Origin of the sequence: Curtobacterium sp. PhB142 (genome assembly GCF_004341255.1) — a bacterium.
GTDB lineage: Bacteria > Actinomycetota > Actinomycetes > Actinomycetales > Microbacteriaceae > Curtobacterium.
The window spans coordinates 20,327-34,248 of the sequence record NZ_SLUT01000004.1 but is presented as its reverse complement, the minus strand read 5'-3'; the positions used below and the strand labels follow the sequence as shown (position 1 = coordinate 34,248).

The 13,922-nt window shown below is 72.1% G+C and carries 14 protein-coding genes; 5 read left to right on the top strand and 9 right to left on the bottom strand.

The window, feature by feature from the left end; all coding sequences use genetic code 11:
• Window positions 1–80: 80 nt before the first annotated feature.
• The 9 genes from EDF31_RS08850 to EDF31_RS08810 form a co-directional block, all read right to left on the bottom strand.
• Complete coding sequence (locus EDF31_RS08850) at window positions 81–899, bottom strand: phosphatase PAP2 family protein (RefSeq protein WP_131845891.1); 819 nt, start codon at window positions 897–899, stop codon at window positions 81–83.
• Between the two features lie 56 nt (window positions 900–955).
• On the bottom strand, window positions 956–2,641 hold the full coding sequence (locus EDF31_RS08845) for a bifunctional 3'-5' exonuclease/DNA polymerase (protein WP_131845890.1): 1,686 nt from the start codon (window positions 2,639–2,641) through the stop codon (window positions 956–958).
• Window positions 2,642–2,689: 48 nt separating this feature from the next.
• Window positions 2,690–2,896, bottom strand: coding sequence for a hypothetical protein (locus EDF31_RS08840; protein WP_111083557.1), 207 nt, complete (start codon window positions 2,894–2,896; stop codon window positions 2,690–2,692).
• A 34-nt stretch (window positions 2,897–2,930) separates the two neighbouring features.
• Window positions 2,931–3,704: a hypothetical protein gene (locus EDF31_RS08835; protein ID WP_131845889.1), complete on the bottom strand. Its 774-nt coding sequence runs from the start codon at window positions 3,702–3,704 to the stop codon at window positions 2,931–2,933.
• Window positions 3,701–4,561, bottom strand: coding sequence for a carbohydrate ABC transporter permease (locus EDF31_RS08830; protein ID WP_165901014.1), 861 nt, complete (start codon window positions 4,559–4,561; stop codon window positions 3,701–3,703). The genes EDF31_RS08835 and EDF31_RS08830 overlap by 4 nt, the downstream gene beginning before the upstream one ends.
• Window positions 4,558–5,535 (bottom strand): sugar ABC transporter permease, encoded by a 978-nt coding sequence (locus tag EDF31_RS08825; RefSeq protein ID WP_111083559.1) that lies wholly within the window; start codon window positions 5,533–5,535, stop codon window positions 4,558–4,560. Before EDF31_RS08825 ends, EDF31_RS08830 begins: the two co-directional genes overlap by 4 nt.
• An 11-nt stretch (window positions 5,536–5,546) precedes the next feature.
• Window positions 5,547–6,872 carry a sugar ABC transporter substrate-binding protein gene (locus EDF31_RS08820; protein WP_123339407.1) on the bottom strand — a complete coding sequence of 442 codons (1,326 nt, stop codon included), beginning with the start codon at window positions 6,870–6,872 and terminating at the stop codon, window positions 5,547–5,549.
• A gap of 23 nt (window positions 6,873–6,895) precedes the next feature.
• Window positions 6,896–8,146 (bottom strand): Gfo/Idh/MocA family oxidoreductase, encoded by a 1,251-nt coding sequence (locus EDF31_RS08815; protein WP_131845888.1) that lies wholly within the window; start codon window positions 8,144–8,146, stop codon window positions 6,896–6,898.
• 148 nt (window positions 8,147–8,294) lie between these two features.
• Complete coding sequence (locus EDF31_RS08810; RefSeq protein ID WP_165901013.1) at window positions 8,295–9,083, bottom strand: DeoR/GlpR family DNA-binding transcription regulator; 789 nt, start codon at window positions 9,081–9,083, stop codon at window positions 8,295–8,297.
• A gap of 132 nt (window positions 9,084–9,215) precedes the next feature.
• Here EDF31_RS08810 and EDF31_RS08805 point away from each other — a divergent pair, with 132 nt between their 5' ends.
• From EDF31_RS08805 to EDF31_RS08785, 5 genes are read left to right on the top strand one after another with little or no spacing between them, the layout of a single operon-like run.
• Entirely contained in the window at window positions 9,216–10,094 is an 879-nt protein-coding gene (locus tag EDF31_RS08805; protein WP_123293030.1) for an SIS domain-containing protein, read from the top strand.
• The gene (locus tag EDF31_RS08800) at window positions 10,094–10,999 is read left to right on the top strand and encodes an ROK family protein (protein ID WP_131845887.1); all 906 of its coding nucleotides are present in this window, start codon (window positions 10,094–10,096) and stop codon (window positions 10,997–10,999) included. The genes EDF31_RS08805 and EDF31_RS08800 overlap by 1 nt, the downstream gene beginning before the upstream one ends.
• Window positions 10,996–12,117, top strand: coding sequence for an N-acetylglucosamine-6-phosphate deacetylase (gene nagA / locus EDF31_RS08795; RefSeq protein WP_131845886.1), 1,122 nt, complete (start codon window positions 10,996–10,998; stop codon window positions 12,115–12,117). The genes EDF31_RS08800 and nagA overlap by 4 nt, the downstream gene beginning before the upstream one ends.
• The gene (locus EDF31_RS08790) at window positions 12,114–13,073 is read left to right on the top strand and encodes a PfkB family carbohydrate kinase (RefSeq protein WP_131845885.1); all 960 of its coding nucleotides are present in this window, start codon (window positions 12,114–12,116) and stop codon (window positions 13,071–13,073) included. The genes nagA and EDF31_RS08790 overlap by 4 nt, the downstream gene beginning before the upstream one ends.
• Window positions 13,070–13,906, top strand: a complete 837-nt coding sequence (locus EDF31_RS08785) for a class II fructose-bisphosphate aldolase (RefSeq protein WP_123937035.1) — start codon at window positions 13,070–13,072, stop codon at window positions 13,904–13,906. The genes EDF31_RS08790 and EDF31_RS08785 overlap by 4 nt, the downstream gene beginning before the upstream one ends.
• The last annotated feature ends 16 nt before the right edge of the window (window positions 13,907–13,922 follow it).

The following is a 13,922-nucleotide window of genomic DNA, read 5'->3' as shown; positions in this document are numbered from 1 at the left end:
GGGGCTCTGCCCTCGGGGTGGTGTGGCCGTCGAGTGAGCAGAAGACGTCGAGTGCGCGAGGCTGACCCGACGTCTTCTGCTCACTGAGCGGGGCGACCCGAGTCCGGGGTGGGCTCGGCACCGTGGCGGAGCGCCGTCAGGTACAGCCGGTGCGCCGTGATCACGAGGGCGAGCCAGGCGAGACCCAGCGCCCACGCCGCCAGTACGTCGGTCAGCCAGTGGTGCCCGAGGAACACCCGCGAGGCCCCGACCGACAGCACGAACAGGGTCCCGACGACGATCGTCCACACCCGCGTGACGACCCGCGACTGTCGCAGGAGCAACAGGTACACGATCGTCCCCACGATCACCGTCGCGTTGAGGGTGTGACCGGACGGGAACGACGGCGAGTGCTCGTACGGCGGTACCGCGTCGGAGAGCGGCGGACGCGCTCGACCGATGAGGTCCTTGCCCGCGATCGTCATGAGCAGCGAGCCGCCACTCGCCGCGACGAGCAGCACCAACGGGGTCCACGCCCGACGCTGGACGGTGAACCCGACGAGGAACCCGAGGGCGACGATGGGCATGCCGATCGTGCCCGCGATGTCGGTCCACCACGTGACCAGGCGATCCCCCACGGGCGACCGGAGGGTGAGTGCCCAGTCGAGCACCGGACGGTCGAGCACGGCGACGTCGTCGGCTTCGCGGACGGCGTCGTAGACCTCGGAGGCGAGCCAGGTCGCGACGAGGGCGATGCCGATCCCGACGGCCAGCGTCAGCAGCAGGAGCGGCATCGCGCCGTACCGGTGGCCGAGCGTGGTCCACCCCTGCGCGGTCGCCCGGCCCGCGCGGGTGCGCCAGCGGGTGAGGTCGACCTCGCCGACGGTGCGGTCGGCGGAGTCCCCGCGTTCGGTGTCCATCCCTCCAGCCTGCCCGAAGCGCCCGGGAACCGCCGAGGCCCCGACGCCGGCCCCGGTCAGTCCTTCGCCTCGGAGTACGCCCCCACCACCGCGACCGACAGCGGGAACGTCACCGGGAAGTCCTGGAACAACAGCCGACCGGCGTCGACCGCGGCTTCACGGATCTGCGTCGCCACCCACTCGGCGTGCTCCTCCGGCGCGTGCACCACGATCTCGTCGTGCACGAAGAACACCAGGTGCGGGCCGTCCGTCACGGCCCCGGGGAACCGCGCGGCGAGGCGGGAGCGCAACGACCCCATCCACGCGAGCGCCCACTCGGCCGCGGTCCCCTGCACCACGAAGTTCCGGGTGAACCTCCCCCAGCTCCGCGCCCGGGACTCGACGGCACGCTGCATCGCCGGGGTCCCCTCGACCGTGTAGGCCTGGTTCCTGGCCTCGAACCACGACGACTCCGGAACGGGCGACGTCCGACCGAGCAACGTCGTGACGGCTTCGCCCCGCTCCCCCGCGCGTGCGGCGCGCTCGACCAGGTCGAGCGCGCGCGGGAACGCCCGCACCAGTCGTGGGACGAGCCGACCACCCTCGCCCTGGGTGGCGCCGTACATCGCGCCCAGCATGGCCACCTTCGCCTGCTGCCGGGTCTCGACTGCGCCCGAGGCCACGACGCCGTCGTACAGGTCGCGTCCGTCGCCCGCGGAGGCCATCGCCCGGTCACCGGCCATCGCGGCGAGCACGCGCGGTTCCAGCTGCGCAGCGTCGGCCACGACGAGCTTCCAGCCCGGGTCGGCGATGACGGCCCCGCGGATGCCCTTCGGCAGCTGCATCGCTCCCCCGCCGTCGGCTGCCCAGCGCCCGGTGACGACGCCGCCGACCACGTACTTCGGGTGGAACCGGCCGTCGCGCACCCACTCGTCGAGCCACGTCCAACCGTTCGCCGTCAGGAGCCGCGCCAGTCGCTTGTACTCGAGCAGGGGCTCGATGACGGGGTGCTCGATCTCCTGCAGCTCCCACTTGCGGGTGCTCGTCACCATGAGCCCCGCACGGCGCAACGACCGCAGGACGTCGGCCGGTGAGTCCGGGTTGAGCGTCGGGTCGTCGAGGCGCTCGCGGACGACGGTGGCGATCTCCTCGAGCCGGCGCGGCCGCACGCCGTACGGGACGCGCGGTCCGAGCGTCTCCTCGAGCAGTCGCTCGTGCACGTCGGCACGCCACGGCAGCCCCGCGTGCAGCATCTCCGCTGCGACGAGGGCTCCGGCGGACTCGGCCGTCGTCAGCAGGCGGAGGGCACCGGGCGACGTCGACCCCGCGACCGCCGCGAGCTGGGCCCGGAACTCGGCGACCGGGTCGACGTCGTCGTCCGGCACCGAAGCGGTGAACAGGGCGTCGTCGAAGAGCTGGGCCTGCGTCGGCCGGACGACCCGGGCCTCCGCCACCGGAGCGTCGAGCGCGTCCGCCGATGCCGCCGCGAGTGCGGAGCCACGCGCGGCCAGCGCTGCGCGGAGGATCCGTCGGCACAACCGCAGGTCGACGCAGCGCCCCACGCGTCCGCCGGCGCCGAGCACGGCCGGGTACCAGCGCGCGGTGTCGTCCCACACCCAGCGCACGCTCGGTGCGTCGTGCGCCGCGACGAAGGCCGGGAGGCCCGACTCGTCCACGCGCATCGGCTCACCGTCAGCGGTCCCCGAGTCGGTCAGGGGCGTCGCGAGGACGCCGCCGTCGACGCGGCGGAGGACGAGGTGCACGGAACGATCATGCCGTGCCCCACCGTCACCGGCTGACGGGGTGACGGTTCAGGCGCGCTTCGGACCGCCGGGGCGCACGGCTGCGGTGTCGGCCACGTCGATGCGGACGTCGCCGTCCTCGGCGCGGGACACCTCGACCCGGGGGTCGGCGTCGTGCGCGTCGGACCCGGACATGCGCCGGAAGGTGTCCTGGCGTCGTTCCTCGAACGTCATGTCCACGCCGTCGTCGAGGTGGTCGTGGTCGGGCTTCGTCATGCGCTGCACGGTACGCGCTGACTGCTGCGCGCGATCAGACGACGGGTGCGGTGCCGGTCCGTACGGTCCAGTGCGCGCCCGCCGCCCACCGGTCGAGCACCGCACGGGGCAGGCGACCGGACGCGTTCGAGGCGCGAGCCGTGGCCAGCGGCACACCGAACACGAACTTCGCCACGCTCTCGTCCCCTTCGGCGGCGTCGTGCGGGCCGGGCGGCGCGAGCCGGAACCGTCGCGCGAAGCGCACCAGGTTCGCGTCGGGACCGAGCACCGCGGCCAGACCGGGATCGAGGATCCACGAGCGGCACTGCCACCGGTCGGCGGCGAGCGCCGGTGCGAGGGCGCGCAGGACCTCCGGCGCGCGGGCGAAGGACCGGTCGCAGGTGTCCGGATCGAGCGGCCCGGTCTCCGGGACGTGGACGCCCCAGGCCGGCTGGCCGTCGGGCAGGTGGTCGCCGAGTTCGTACTGGAGGCGCCCCACGGCCACCACGCGACCGGTCGCCACCGCGACGAGCCAGTCCACCCCCGTGCCACGCAGACCGTACCGGTCGAGTTTGCGGTCGACGTCCGCCACGGACGCCTCGGCGAGGCTGCGCGGGAGCCCCCGCGCCTCGAGCGCCGCGGCGTTGCCGGGCACGGCCGCGCGGAGCGCGGCGACCAGCAGGGCGTCCCGCTGGGCGGGCTCCGCGTCGGCCACGGTGGCGGCCAGTGCGGCCGCCACCGTGGCGGAGTCGTCCGGCGACCCCACGGCGGCGGCGAGGACCGCGACGGACGCGGGACGGGCCTCCTGGCCGGGGGTGTCGGCGGTCACTTCAGACCGGACGAGGCGAGCCCGTCCATCACCCGCCGCTGCAGGACGATGAACATGATGAGCACCGGGGCCATGGCCATCAGGCTCGCGGCCATGAGCACCGGGTAGTCGATCGTCCGGTCGCTCGACAGCGTCGCGAGTCCTGCGGCGAGGGGCATGTCCTCGGCACGAGTCGAGACGACGAGCGGCCAGAGCAGCTCGTTCCACGACCACAGCACCGTCGTGATCGCGAGCACGCTGATCGAGGGACGGGCGAGCGGCAGCATGATCCGCCAGAACGTCTGGAACGGGTTCGCGCCGTCCATGCGCGCAGCCTCTTCGAGCTCGGGCGGCATGTTCAGGAACGCCGTCCGCATCAGGAAGGTGCCGAACGCGCTGAACAGGCCCGGCGCGACGATCCCCATCAGGGTGTCGAGCCATCCGAGCCCCTGCACGATCTGGTACTGCGAGATCAGGTAGACCTGCGACGGCACGAGCAGGATCGACAGCACGATCGCGAGCAGGATCGCCCGGCCGCGGAACCGCATGCGGGCGAAGGCGTAGCCGGCGAGCGTGCAGAGCACGATCTGCGCGAGGGTGCGGATGATCGTGACGTACACGGACGTGCCGAGCTGGCTGAGGAACGGCAGACGCTCGAACACCTGCGCGTAGTTCTGCCACTGCAGCTCCCCCGGCCAGAACGTCGGGGTGACGGACTGCACCTGGGCGTTCGTGGACAGCGACATGATGATCTGCCAGACGAACGGGAACGCCATCGCGAAGCCGCCGACGCCGAGGACGACGTGGATCCACCAGTGACTGCCGCCGCGACGACCGGGCCGACGTGCTGCCCGTGGCGGTGTGACGGTTGCGGTCATGCCTGCACCCACTTCCGTTGGACACGGAACTGCACGAGCGTGACGATGCCGATGAGCAGGAAGATCACCATGGCGATCGCGGCCGCGAAGCCCTTGTCGTTGTCGATGAACCCGGCGCTGTAGAAGTAGAAGACGAGCGACATCGTCTTCGGGATCACCGGGTTGGTGCTGCCGAGGATGGCGTAGAGCAGGTCGAACAGCTGGAAGCTCGAGATCGTCGTGACGATGACCACGAAGAAGATGCTCGGGCTGAGCAGCGGGACCGTGACGGAGCGGAACTGCCGCCAGCGGCTCGCGCCGTCGAGCTCGGCGGCCTCGTACAGCTCCGGTGGGATGTCCTTGAGGCCCGCGCCGAGGATGATCATCGAGAACCCGAGGGACGACCACAGGCCGACGAAGCTCACTGCGACGAGCGCGAACCCGGGCGTCGAGATCCAGTACGGGCCGTCGATGCCGAACAGTCCGATGAACCAGTTCACGATGCCGTAGTCGCCGTTGAACATGATGCGCCAGACGAGGGCGATCGCGGCCGGCATGGCGACGTAGGGCAGGAAGAAGAGCACCCGGTAGAACTGCGCGAACCGCAGGCCCGGGGTGTTCAGCAGGCTGGCGAGCCACACCGCGATCGGGATGCCGGCCAGCACGATGACCGTGTAGACGATCGTGTTGAGCAGCGACTGGTACAGCTGCGGGTCACCGGCGAGCCGCACGTAGTTCGCGACGCCGCTGAACGTCGCACCGCCGAACACGCCCCAGCTGGTGAAGGAGTACCAGAACGTCTGGATGATCGGCCAGATGTAGAACGTGCCGACGCCGATGAGCAGCGGCAGGACGAAGAGCCACGGCCACCAGCCGTCGGTCCGTCGGGGTGCGCGCTTGCCGCCGGCCGTCGGGCCGGGGGCGCCCCGCCCGGACGAACGCGTCGTCCGGGCGGGAGTGGAGGCGGCCTGCGGCCGCTCGGTGTTGATCGTCATCGGCTCGGGACTCACTGTTCCTTGGCGAGGGCGGCGTCCATCTTCTGCGCGAGCTGCTTCGCGACGTCGTCGACCGGGGTCGAACCGTCGAAGGCGTTCGGCAGGAGGTTGGTCTCGAGGGTGTTCCACGCGGCGGTGTTCTTCGACACCGGCAGGGGCTTGGCGTAGTCGACGGCGTCGAGGAACACCTGCAGGTCGGCGTCCGGCATCGTCTTCGTGAAGGCGGACTGCGTGCCCTCGTAGGCCGGGATGACGGCGCCCATGTCGCCCTGCTGCTGCTGGGCGGTCTTGCCGGCGAGGTAGACCTGGAGCGCCTGCGCCGCGGCCTTGTTCTTGCTCGCCTCGGACACGACGTTCGAGACACCGTGGATGACGGTCGCCTGCTCCTTGCCCTTCGGCAGGGGGTACACGACGATGTCCTTCTCCATCGCGGTGCCGGTCAGGGCCGAGCGGAACCAGCTGCCGCCCTGGTACATCGCGAGCTTGCCCGACGTGAACCACTGGTCGGCGGTGGTGTCGGTGAGCTGCTTCATCGACGGCGAAGCGCCCGAGTCGATCAGGTCCGTCCAGAACTGCAGACCCGCTTCCGATGCCTTCGAGGCGTACTCGGACTTCGTGCCGTCCGCGTTCACGACCGATCCCCCGGCCTGGAAGATCGTGTCGTAGTAGGTCGTCTGGCCGTCCATGCCGCCGGCCGCGCCGTACGCGCCGTCGGCCTTGAGCTTCTCGCTGAGCTCGGCGCCGGTCTTCTGGAAGTCGTCCCAGGTCCAGTCCTTCGACGGCAGGTCCATGCCGGCCTTCTCGAACAGGGCCTTGTTGACCCAGACGCCGATGGTGTCGAAGTCCTTCGGCACGCCGTACTGGGTGTCGTCGTACGTGTACAGGTCGTTCAGCGCGCTCGAGTACTTCGCGGGGTCGATGTCGCCGGCCTTGACCTCGCCGGTGATCGGCGCGAGCTTGCCGTTGGCCGCGTACAGCTGGAAGTTGGGGCCGTTCATCCAGAACAGGTCGGGCAGCGTGTTGCTCGAGCCCTGGGTCTGCAGCTTCGTCCAGTAGTTGGCGAACGGCGTGACGTCGACGCTGACCTTGATGTCCGGGTACTCCTCGTTGAAGCCCTTGAGGTTGGCCTTGATCGCCTTGACCTGGTTCTCGTCCCAGACGGCGTACGTCAGGTTCGCCTTGGTGTCCTTCGCGGCGGCGGTGTAGTCGCCGCCGGAGCTCGACGCCCCGGAGGACGTGGAGCACCCGGCGAGGAGTGCGGCCGCGCCGAGGGCGGCGACGGCGCCGACGAGGATCCGGCGGACGCCGGTTCCTCGGGCGGGGATGTGTGCGGTCATCGGGAGGTCCTTTCGCACGGCCGTCAGGAACCGACGGTCTGGGCGGGGTGGGTGGGGTGCGGAGCGGGTCGGGTGGAGGGTGTGGCGGGCCGGCTGAAGTGCGCGATCGTCTCGGCCGGCAGCGGCGGGACGTCGATGGGGACGGAACCGGTGCGCAGCGAACGGGTCGCCAGTGCACCGGCGGCGACCGCGGCGCGCGCCGCGATCGGGGACAGCTCCGTCGGTTCGCCGAGGGCGACGGACCGCAGGAACTCGGTCATGGTGATCAGGTCGGCGTCGGCGTGGCCGTCCTCGACGCCGTCGATCGGGTACTCGCGGTCCCCCGCGGTGTCCCAGCCACGACGGTGCGTCCAGACCTTCACGACGCCACCGCCGGTGTCGCCGATGTTCTCGAGGCGACCCTCGGTGCCGATGACCGTGTAGTTCCGCCAGTAGTCCGGGGTGAAGTGGCACTGCTCGTAGCTGGCCTGCACGCCGTTGTCGAGCGTCATCATCACCATCGAGACGTCCTCGACGTCGACGACCGGGTTCAGCCCCGTCTGGGCGAGCGGCGGCCAGTTGTCGTGGGAGAACCAGTCCCCCATCAGCTCGCCGCTGCGGTCCCGTCGGTCGGTGACGTCGCCGTAGACCGACAGCGACCCCATGCCCACGACGCGGCTGGTGTCCCCGCCGCCGAGTGCGTGGATGACGTCCAGGTCGTGGCTGGCCTTCTGCAGGAGCAGGGAGTTGACGTTCGCGCGGTCGGCGTGCCAGTCCTTGAAGTAGTAGTCCCCGCCGTTGCCGACGAAGTGGCGGCACCAGACGGCCTTGACCTCGCCGATCTCGCCGCGGTCGACGATCTCGCGCATCAGGCGGACGACGGCCGCGTGGCGGAAGTTGTGGCCGACGTAGAGCGGGGTGCCCGTCTCGGCGGCGGTGTTGAGGACCGCGTCGGCGTCCTCGACCGTGATGGCGAGGGGCTTCTCGAGGTAGACGGCGATGCCCGCGCGGAGCAGGTCGATCGCGATCTCGGCGTGCGTCCAGTCCGGCGTGGTCACGATCGCGGCGTCGACCTGCCCGGTGAGGTCCCGGTGGTGCTCGACCACCAGCGCATCGGGGTACTCGGCCCGCCCGCGCTCGCGGCCCGCTGCGGTGACGTCCGCCACGGCGACGACCTGCGCCCGCAGTGCCGGGTCCGCGGCGACCGCCTCGGCGACGTGCCGTGCGATGGCGGACCGCTGGCCCATCCCGATCACCGCGACGCGGAGGATCCCGTTGTCAACGCCCATGCTCATCTCGCTCCCTTGCGTGATTGTGACGCCCATGATGCCGAATCGATCATGAATGCACAATAGGCGCTCACGGATCGCTCATGGGTCCACAGCGGGAGGGTTTTACACGATCGAAACGTCGCGCCCGGGATCCGAGCGCTCGTCCGTCGGGTCAGTCGGCGACGACGAGCTCCACGCCGGCGCTGGCGAGGTCAGCTGCGAAGGCCGGCGGGACGGGCTGGTCGGTGACCAGGACGTCGATGCGGTCCAGCGGGCAGATCCTGGCGAACGTCGACCGCTCGATCTTGGTCGAGTCGGCGACCACGATGACGCGTCGGCCGACCGACGCGAAGTGCCGGCTGACCTCGGCCTCGCCCTCGTGCATGGTCGTGGCGCCGTACTGCCCGGTGAGCCCGTCCACCCCGAGGACCACGAGGTCGAGCGCGAACTCGTCGAGGGTGTCGCGGACGAGCGGGCCGACGAGCTCGTACGACTGCCGCCGCGCCACCCCGCCGGTGACCACGATCTTGACGTTGGCGCGGACGGACAGCTCGTACCCGACGTTGAGCGCGTTCGTCACGATCGTGATCCCGAACTCGCCGTCGGCACGGATGAACCGCTCGCTCTTGCCGAGTTCCCGCGCGACCTCGGTCGTGGTGGTCCCACCGTTCAGCCCGACGGTCTCGCCCGGCTGCACCAGTCGTGCTGCGGCACGGGCGATGGCGGTCTTCGCCTCGGCCTGGCGCGCGATCTTGTACTGCAGGGGCAGTTCGTAACCGGCCCCGAGCGCCGCGGCTCCGCCGTGCGTGCGCGTGACGAGCCGCTGGTCGGCGAGCGTCGTGAGGTCGCGTCGGGCCGTGGCGGCCGAGATCCCCAGCAGCTCGCCGATCTCGGCGATCGACACGTTGCCGCGTTCGCTCACCAGTTCGAGCAGGGCGTTCAGCCGCTGTTGGGGGGTCATGACGGCCATCCTACGGTGCCATCGCGACTGCTCGGTGATCGGAATTGACGCTTTGGTCTTCCATCGCGCACGATCGCTCGCTACGCTTCCTGATCATCGATCACCCGGATCGAACCGGACCGGAAGGCTCCCATGACCGACACCTTCGTGAGCGCCGAACTGGCCTCCCAGCCGGAGACCTGGCGCGCCGCCGCAGCACTCCTGCCGACCTTCTCGGACGCGCTCCCCCAGCCCGGTGAACGCGTCGCCGTGATCGGCTGCGGCACGAGCTGGTTCATCGCGATGAGCTACGCCGTCGCCCGTGAGCAGGCCGGCCTCGGGGTCACCGACGCCTTCGCCGGCTCCGAGTACCCCGCATCGCGCGAGTACGACCGTGTGCTCACCATCAGCCGCTCGGGCACGACGACCGAGATCGTCGACCTGCTGCAGGCCCTGCCGTCGCAGCGCACCGTCCTGATCACGGCCGTCGCGGACAGTCCCGCCGCGGCCGTCGCCGACGACGTGGTCGCACTGCCCTTCGCCGACGAGCGCTCCGTCGTGCAGACGCGGTTCGCCACCACGGCGCTCGCCCTGCTGCGCGCGTCGATCGGCGACGACGTCGAGGCCCTCGCCGCCCAGGCCGAGATCGCGCTGACCCTGCCGATCGACGACCTGCTCGACGCCGAGCAGGTCTCCTTCGTGGGCCGCGGTGCCGCCGTCGGCCTGACGTTCGAGGCCGCACTGAAGACACGGGAGGCCGCGCAGTTCTGGGCAGAGTCCTACCCGGCGATGGACTACCGACACGGGCCGATCGCCATCGCGCAGCCCGGCCGGCTCGTCTGGTCGCTCGGTGCCGCACCGCAGGGGCTGGCCGACGAGGTCGCCGCCACCGGTGCGCGCTTCGTGCAGCACGACCTCGACCCGATCGCCGGCCTCGTCGTCGTGCACCGGTTCGCCGTCGCCCTGGCCGAGGGTCGTGGGCTGGACCCGGACAACCCCCGCTCGCTGACGCGGTCGGTCATCCTCACCTGATGGCGGGCGCAGGCACGGTGCTCGGGGTCGACGTCGGCGGCACGGGCACCAAGGCCCGGCTGACCGACGCCGACGGACTCGTCCTGGACGAGACCCGGGTCCCGACGCCGCGCGACGATCCGTGGGGGCTCCGACTGGCGGTGGCCGTCGCCGACCTGGCAGTGCGGGCACTCGACCACGGTCGGCTCGACGCCGTCGGGCTCGTCACCCCGGGTGTCGTCGACGAAGCCCTCGGCACCGTCGTCCTCGCGGTGAACCTCGGCTGGCGGGACGTGCCGGTCCGCGACCTCGTGCGGGCCGAGCTCGTCCGACGCGGTGTCGACGTCCCGATCGCCTTCGGCCACGACGTCCGTGCCGGCGCCCTCGCCGAGACCCACACCGGTGACCCGGCGCTGTCCCGCGGATCGGTCGCGTTCGTACCCGTCGGCACCGGCCTGGCCAGCGCGCTGGTCGTCGACGGCCAGGTCGTGTCCGGGGGCGGATGGGCGGGGGAGATCGGCCAGGTGCTGATCCCGTCCGGACCGCACGCTGGGCGCCGGGTCGAGGAGATCGCATCGGCCGGGGGAGTCGCACGCCGCTCCGGGTCGGCATCAGCGCACGCAGCCATGCTCCGGGTGCGCGACGGCGACCCCGTGGCGACCGCCGTCTGGGACGACTGCGTCGCCGTGCTCGCGGACGCCCTCGCCTGGACGACCGCGGTCGCCGGCTGCCACACCGTCATCGTCGGCGGGGGACTCGCCGAGTCCGGCCCACTGCTGTTCGGGCCGCTCCGCACGGCGGTTGCCGAGCGGCTCGTCGGGGTCCGCGCACCGGAGATCCTGCCGGCCGCCCACGGCGACGCCGCCGGAGCCATCGGCGCGGGCCTGCTCGCACGGCGGGTACTCGAGAACGGGGTGCTGCTGTGACCACGCTCGTCCGTGCGCCACGCATCGTGACCGCCGCCCACGACCTGCACGACGGGTGGCTCGTCCTCGGCGACGACGCCACCGTGCTCGCGGTCGGTGCCGGCACACCGCCGCGCGCGGACTCCGCGGTCACCGTCGAGGGCACCGTCGTGCCGGGCTTCGTCGACCCGCACGCCCACGGCGCACTCAGCCACGACTTCGCGACGTGTTCCGCCGCGGACGCCCGAGCGGCGGCCGCGCACCACCGGTCACGGGGGACCACGACCCTCGTCGCCTCGATCGCGACCGGGCGTCCCGACGACACCGTCGCAGCCCTCACGCGCCTGCGACCGCTCACCTCGGACGGCACGCTGGCTGGCCTGCACCTCGAAGGGCCGTGGTTGTCCCCGGCCCGCCGCGGAGCCCACCGGGTGGACCTGCTCCACGCCCCGGACCCGCTCGAGGTCGACGCGTACCTGGCGGCCGCCGACGGAGCGCTGCGGGTCGTGACACTCGCCCCTGAGCTCCCCGGTGCCCTCGACACCGTGGCGCGGTTCGTCGCCGCCGGGGTCGTCGTGGCGATCGGGCACACCGACGCCACCGCCGAGCAGACCCGCCGGGCGATCGACGCCGGTGCCACGCTCGTCACGCACCTGTTCAACGGCATGCCACCGCTCCACCACCGCGCACCGGGGCCGGTCGGGGTCGCCCTGACCGACGACCGCGTGCTGCTCGAGTGCATCGTCGACGGACACCACCTCGACCCGACCACGATCGGGCTCGTCCAGCGGAGCGCCCCTGGCCGCCTGGTGCTCGTGTCCGATGCGATGTCGGCGACGGGCTGCCCCGACGGTGACCACACCATCGCCGGGTCCGCGGTCTCGGTCCGCGGCGGTGTCGCGATGCTCGCCGACGGGTCGTCGTTGGCGGGCAGCACGATCACCGTCGCCGACGCGGTCCGTGGGCTGCTGACGAGCGGGGTCGCGGTGCCCGAGGTCGTCGCCGCCTCTGCCACACGTGCGGCTCGGCTGCTCGGTCGGCCGGCGCCGCTCACGGTCGGCGCACCCGCCGATCTCCTCGTGCTCGACCCCGACACCGGTGCGGTGCGGAACCCCCTGCGGACGGCGGTGGTCTCGTGATCGTCGTCGTCACCCCGAACCCGGCCGTCGACGTCACGTACCGGGTCGCCGAACAGCGCATCGGCGAGACCCAGCGGGTCCTCGACGTCGCACGGCACCCGGGTGGCAAGGGCCTGAACGTCGGTCGGGTCCTGGCGGCGACGGGTGTCGCGACGCACGCCGTCCTGCCCCTCGGGGAGACGCCCGGCCGCTGGGTGTCGGACGCGCTCGACGACCTCGGCCTCGGCCACACCGACGTCGTGGTGTCCGGCACGACCCGCACGACCGTCACCGTGGTCGACGACGTCGCCCACCCGACGATGTTCGGTGAGCCCGGCCCGGTGCTCACCGGCACCGAGTGGGACGCCGTCGCCGCAGCGGTCGACGGACTGCTCGGCCGCGCCGACGCCACCGGCCTCGTGGTGTCCGGTTCGCTGCCCGGCGGTGCCGCACCCGACGTCGTCGCGCGCTGGGTCGCCACGGCCCACGAGCACGGCGTCCTGAGCGTCGTGGACTGCTCCGGTGCCGCACTGCTGGCGGCGGCGAGCGCCGGTGCCATCGTCTGCAAGCCCAACCGCGAAGAGCTGCTCGAGGCCACGGGCGCCGCGGACGAACGCACCGCCGCCCTCCGGCTGCTGGAACGCGGTGCGGGCGTCGTCGTGGTCTCCCGCGGTGCGCACGGCATCGCCGCCCACACCACGGACCACGTGCTCGAGGTCCCAGCGGTGCCCGGCGTCTCGGGCAACCCGACCGGGGCGGGCGACGCAGCGACCGCCGGTCTGGTCGGTGCCCTGGTCCGCTCGGGTCACCAGCAGGGCACCGGTGCCCCGTTCACCGACGACACCCTGCTCCGAGCGCTCCGGTCCGCCGCCGCCCACGGCGCCGCCGCCGTCCTGCGCCCGGTGGCCGGCGAGGTCGACCCCGCCGACGTCCACCGCTTCCTGACCCACCCCGACCGAACGAGGACCCCAGCATGATCACCGACCTCGCCCTGACGGGCCTGCTCGACACCGCCCGCACGGCACACCGCGGCGTGGGCGCGTTCAACGTCGTGCTGCTCGAGCACGCCGAGGCCATCGTCACCGGGGCCGAGCGGGCCGGACTGCCCGTCATCCTGCAGATCAGCGAGAACTGCGTCCGGTACCACGGCGGTCTCGCACCGATCACGACCGCGACCCAGGCGATCGCCCGGGCCGCCGACGTCGACGTCCTGGTCCACCTCGACCACATCGAGGACCCGGACCTCGTCGCCGCCGGCATCGACCTGGGCGTCGACTCCGTCATGTACGACGGCTCGCACCTGGACTTCGCGGCGAACGTCGCCGCCACCCTTGACCTCGCGGTCCGGTGTCACGCCGCCGGCGTCGCCATCGAGGCCGAGCTCGGCGAGGTGGGCGGCAAGGACGGCGTGCACGCTCCGGGTGTCCGCACCGACCCCACCGATGCCGCCGCGTTCGTGGCCGACACCGGGGTGGACGCCCTGGCCGTCGCCGTCGGGACCTCGCACGCGATGCAGACCCGCGAAGCCTCGGTCGACCGCGACCTGGTGGAACGTCTGCGGTCCGCGGTGCCGGTCCCGCTGGTCCTGCACGGTTCGTCGGGGCTGTCCGACGACGAGCTGCGCGGCGCGGTGCAGGCCGGCATGACGAAGATCAACATCTCGACGCACCTGAACGGCCTGTTCACGCGTGCCCTGCGCACCGTGCTCGACGAGCGGCCCGACCTGGTCGACCCCCGCAAGTACGTGTCGGCGGGGCGCGAGGCGATCTCCACCGAGACCGCCCGGCTGCTGACGCTCCTGCACGGCTGAGCGGTGGCGGCCCGAG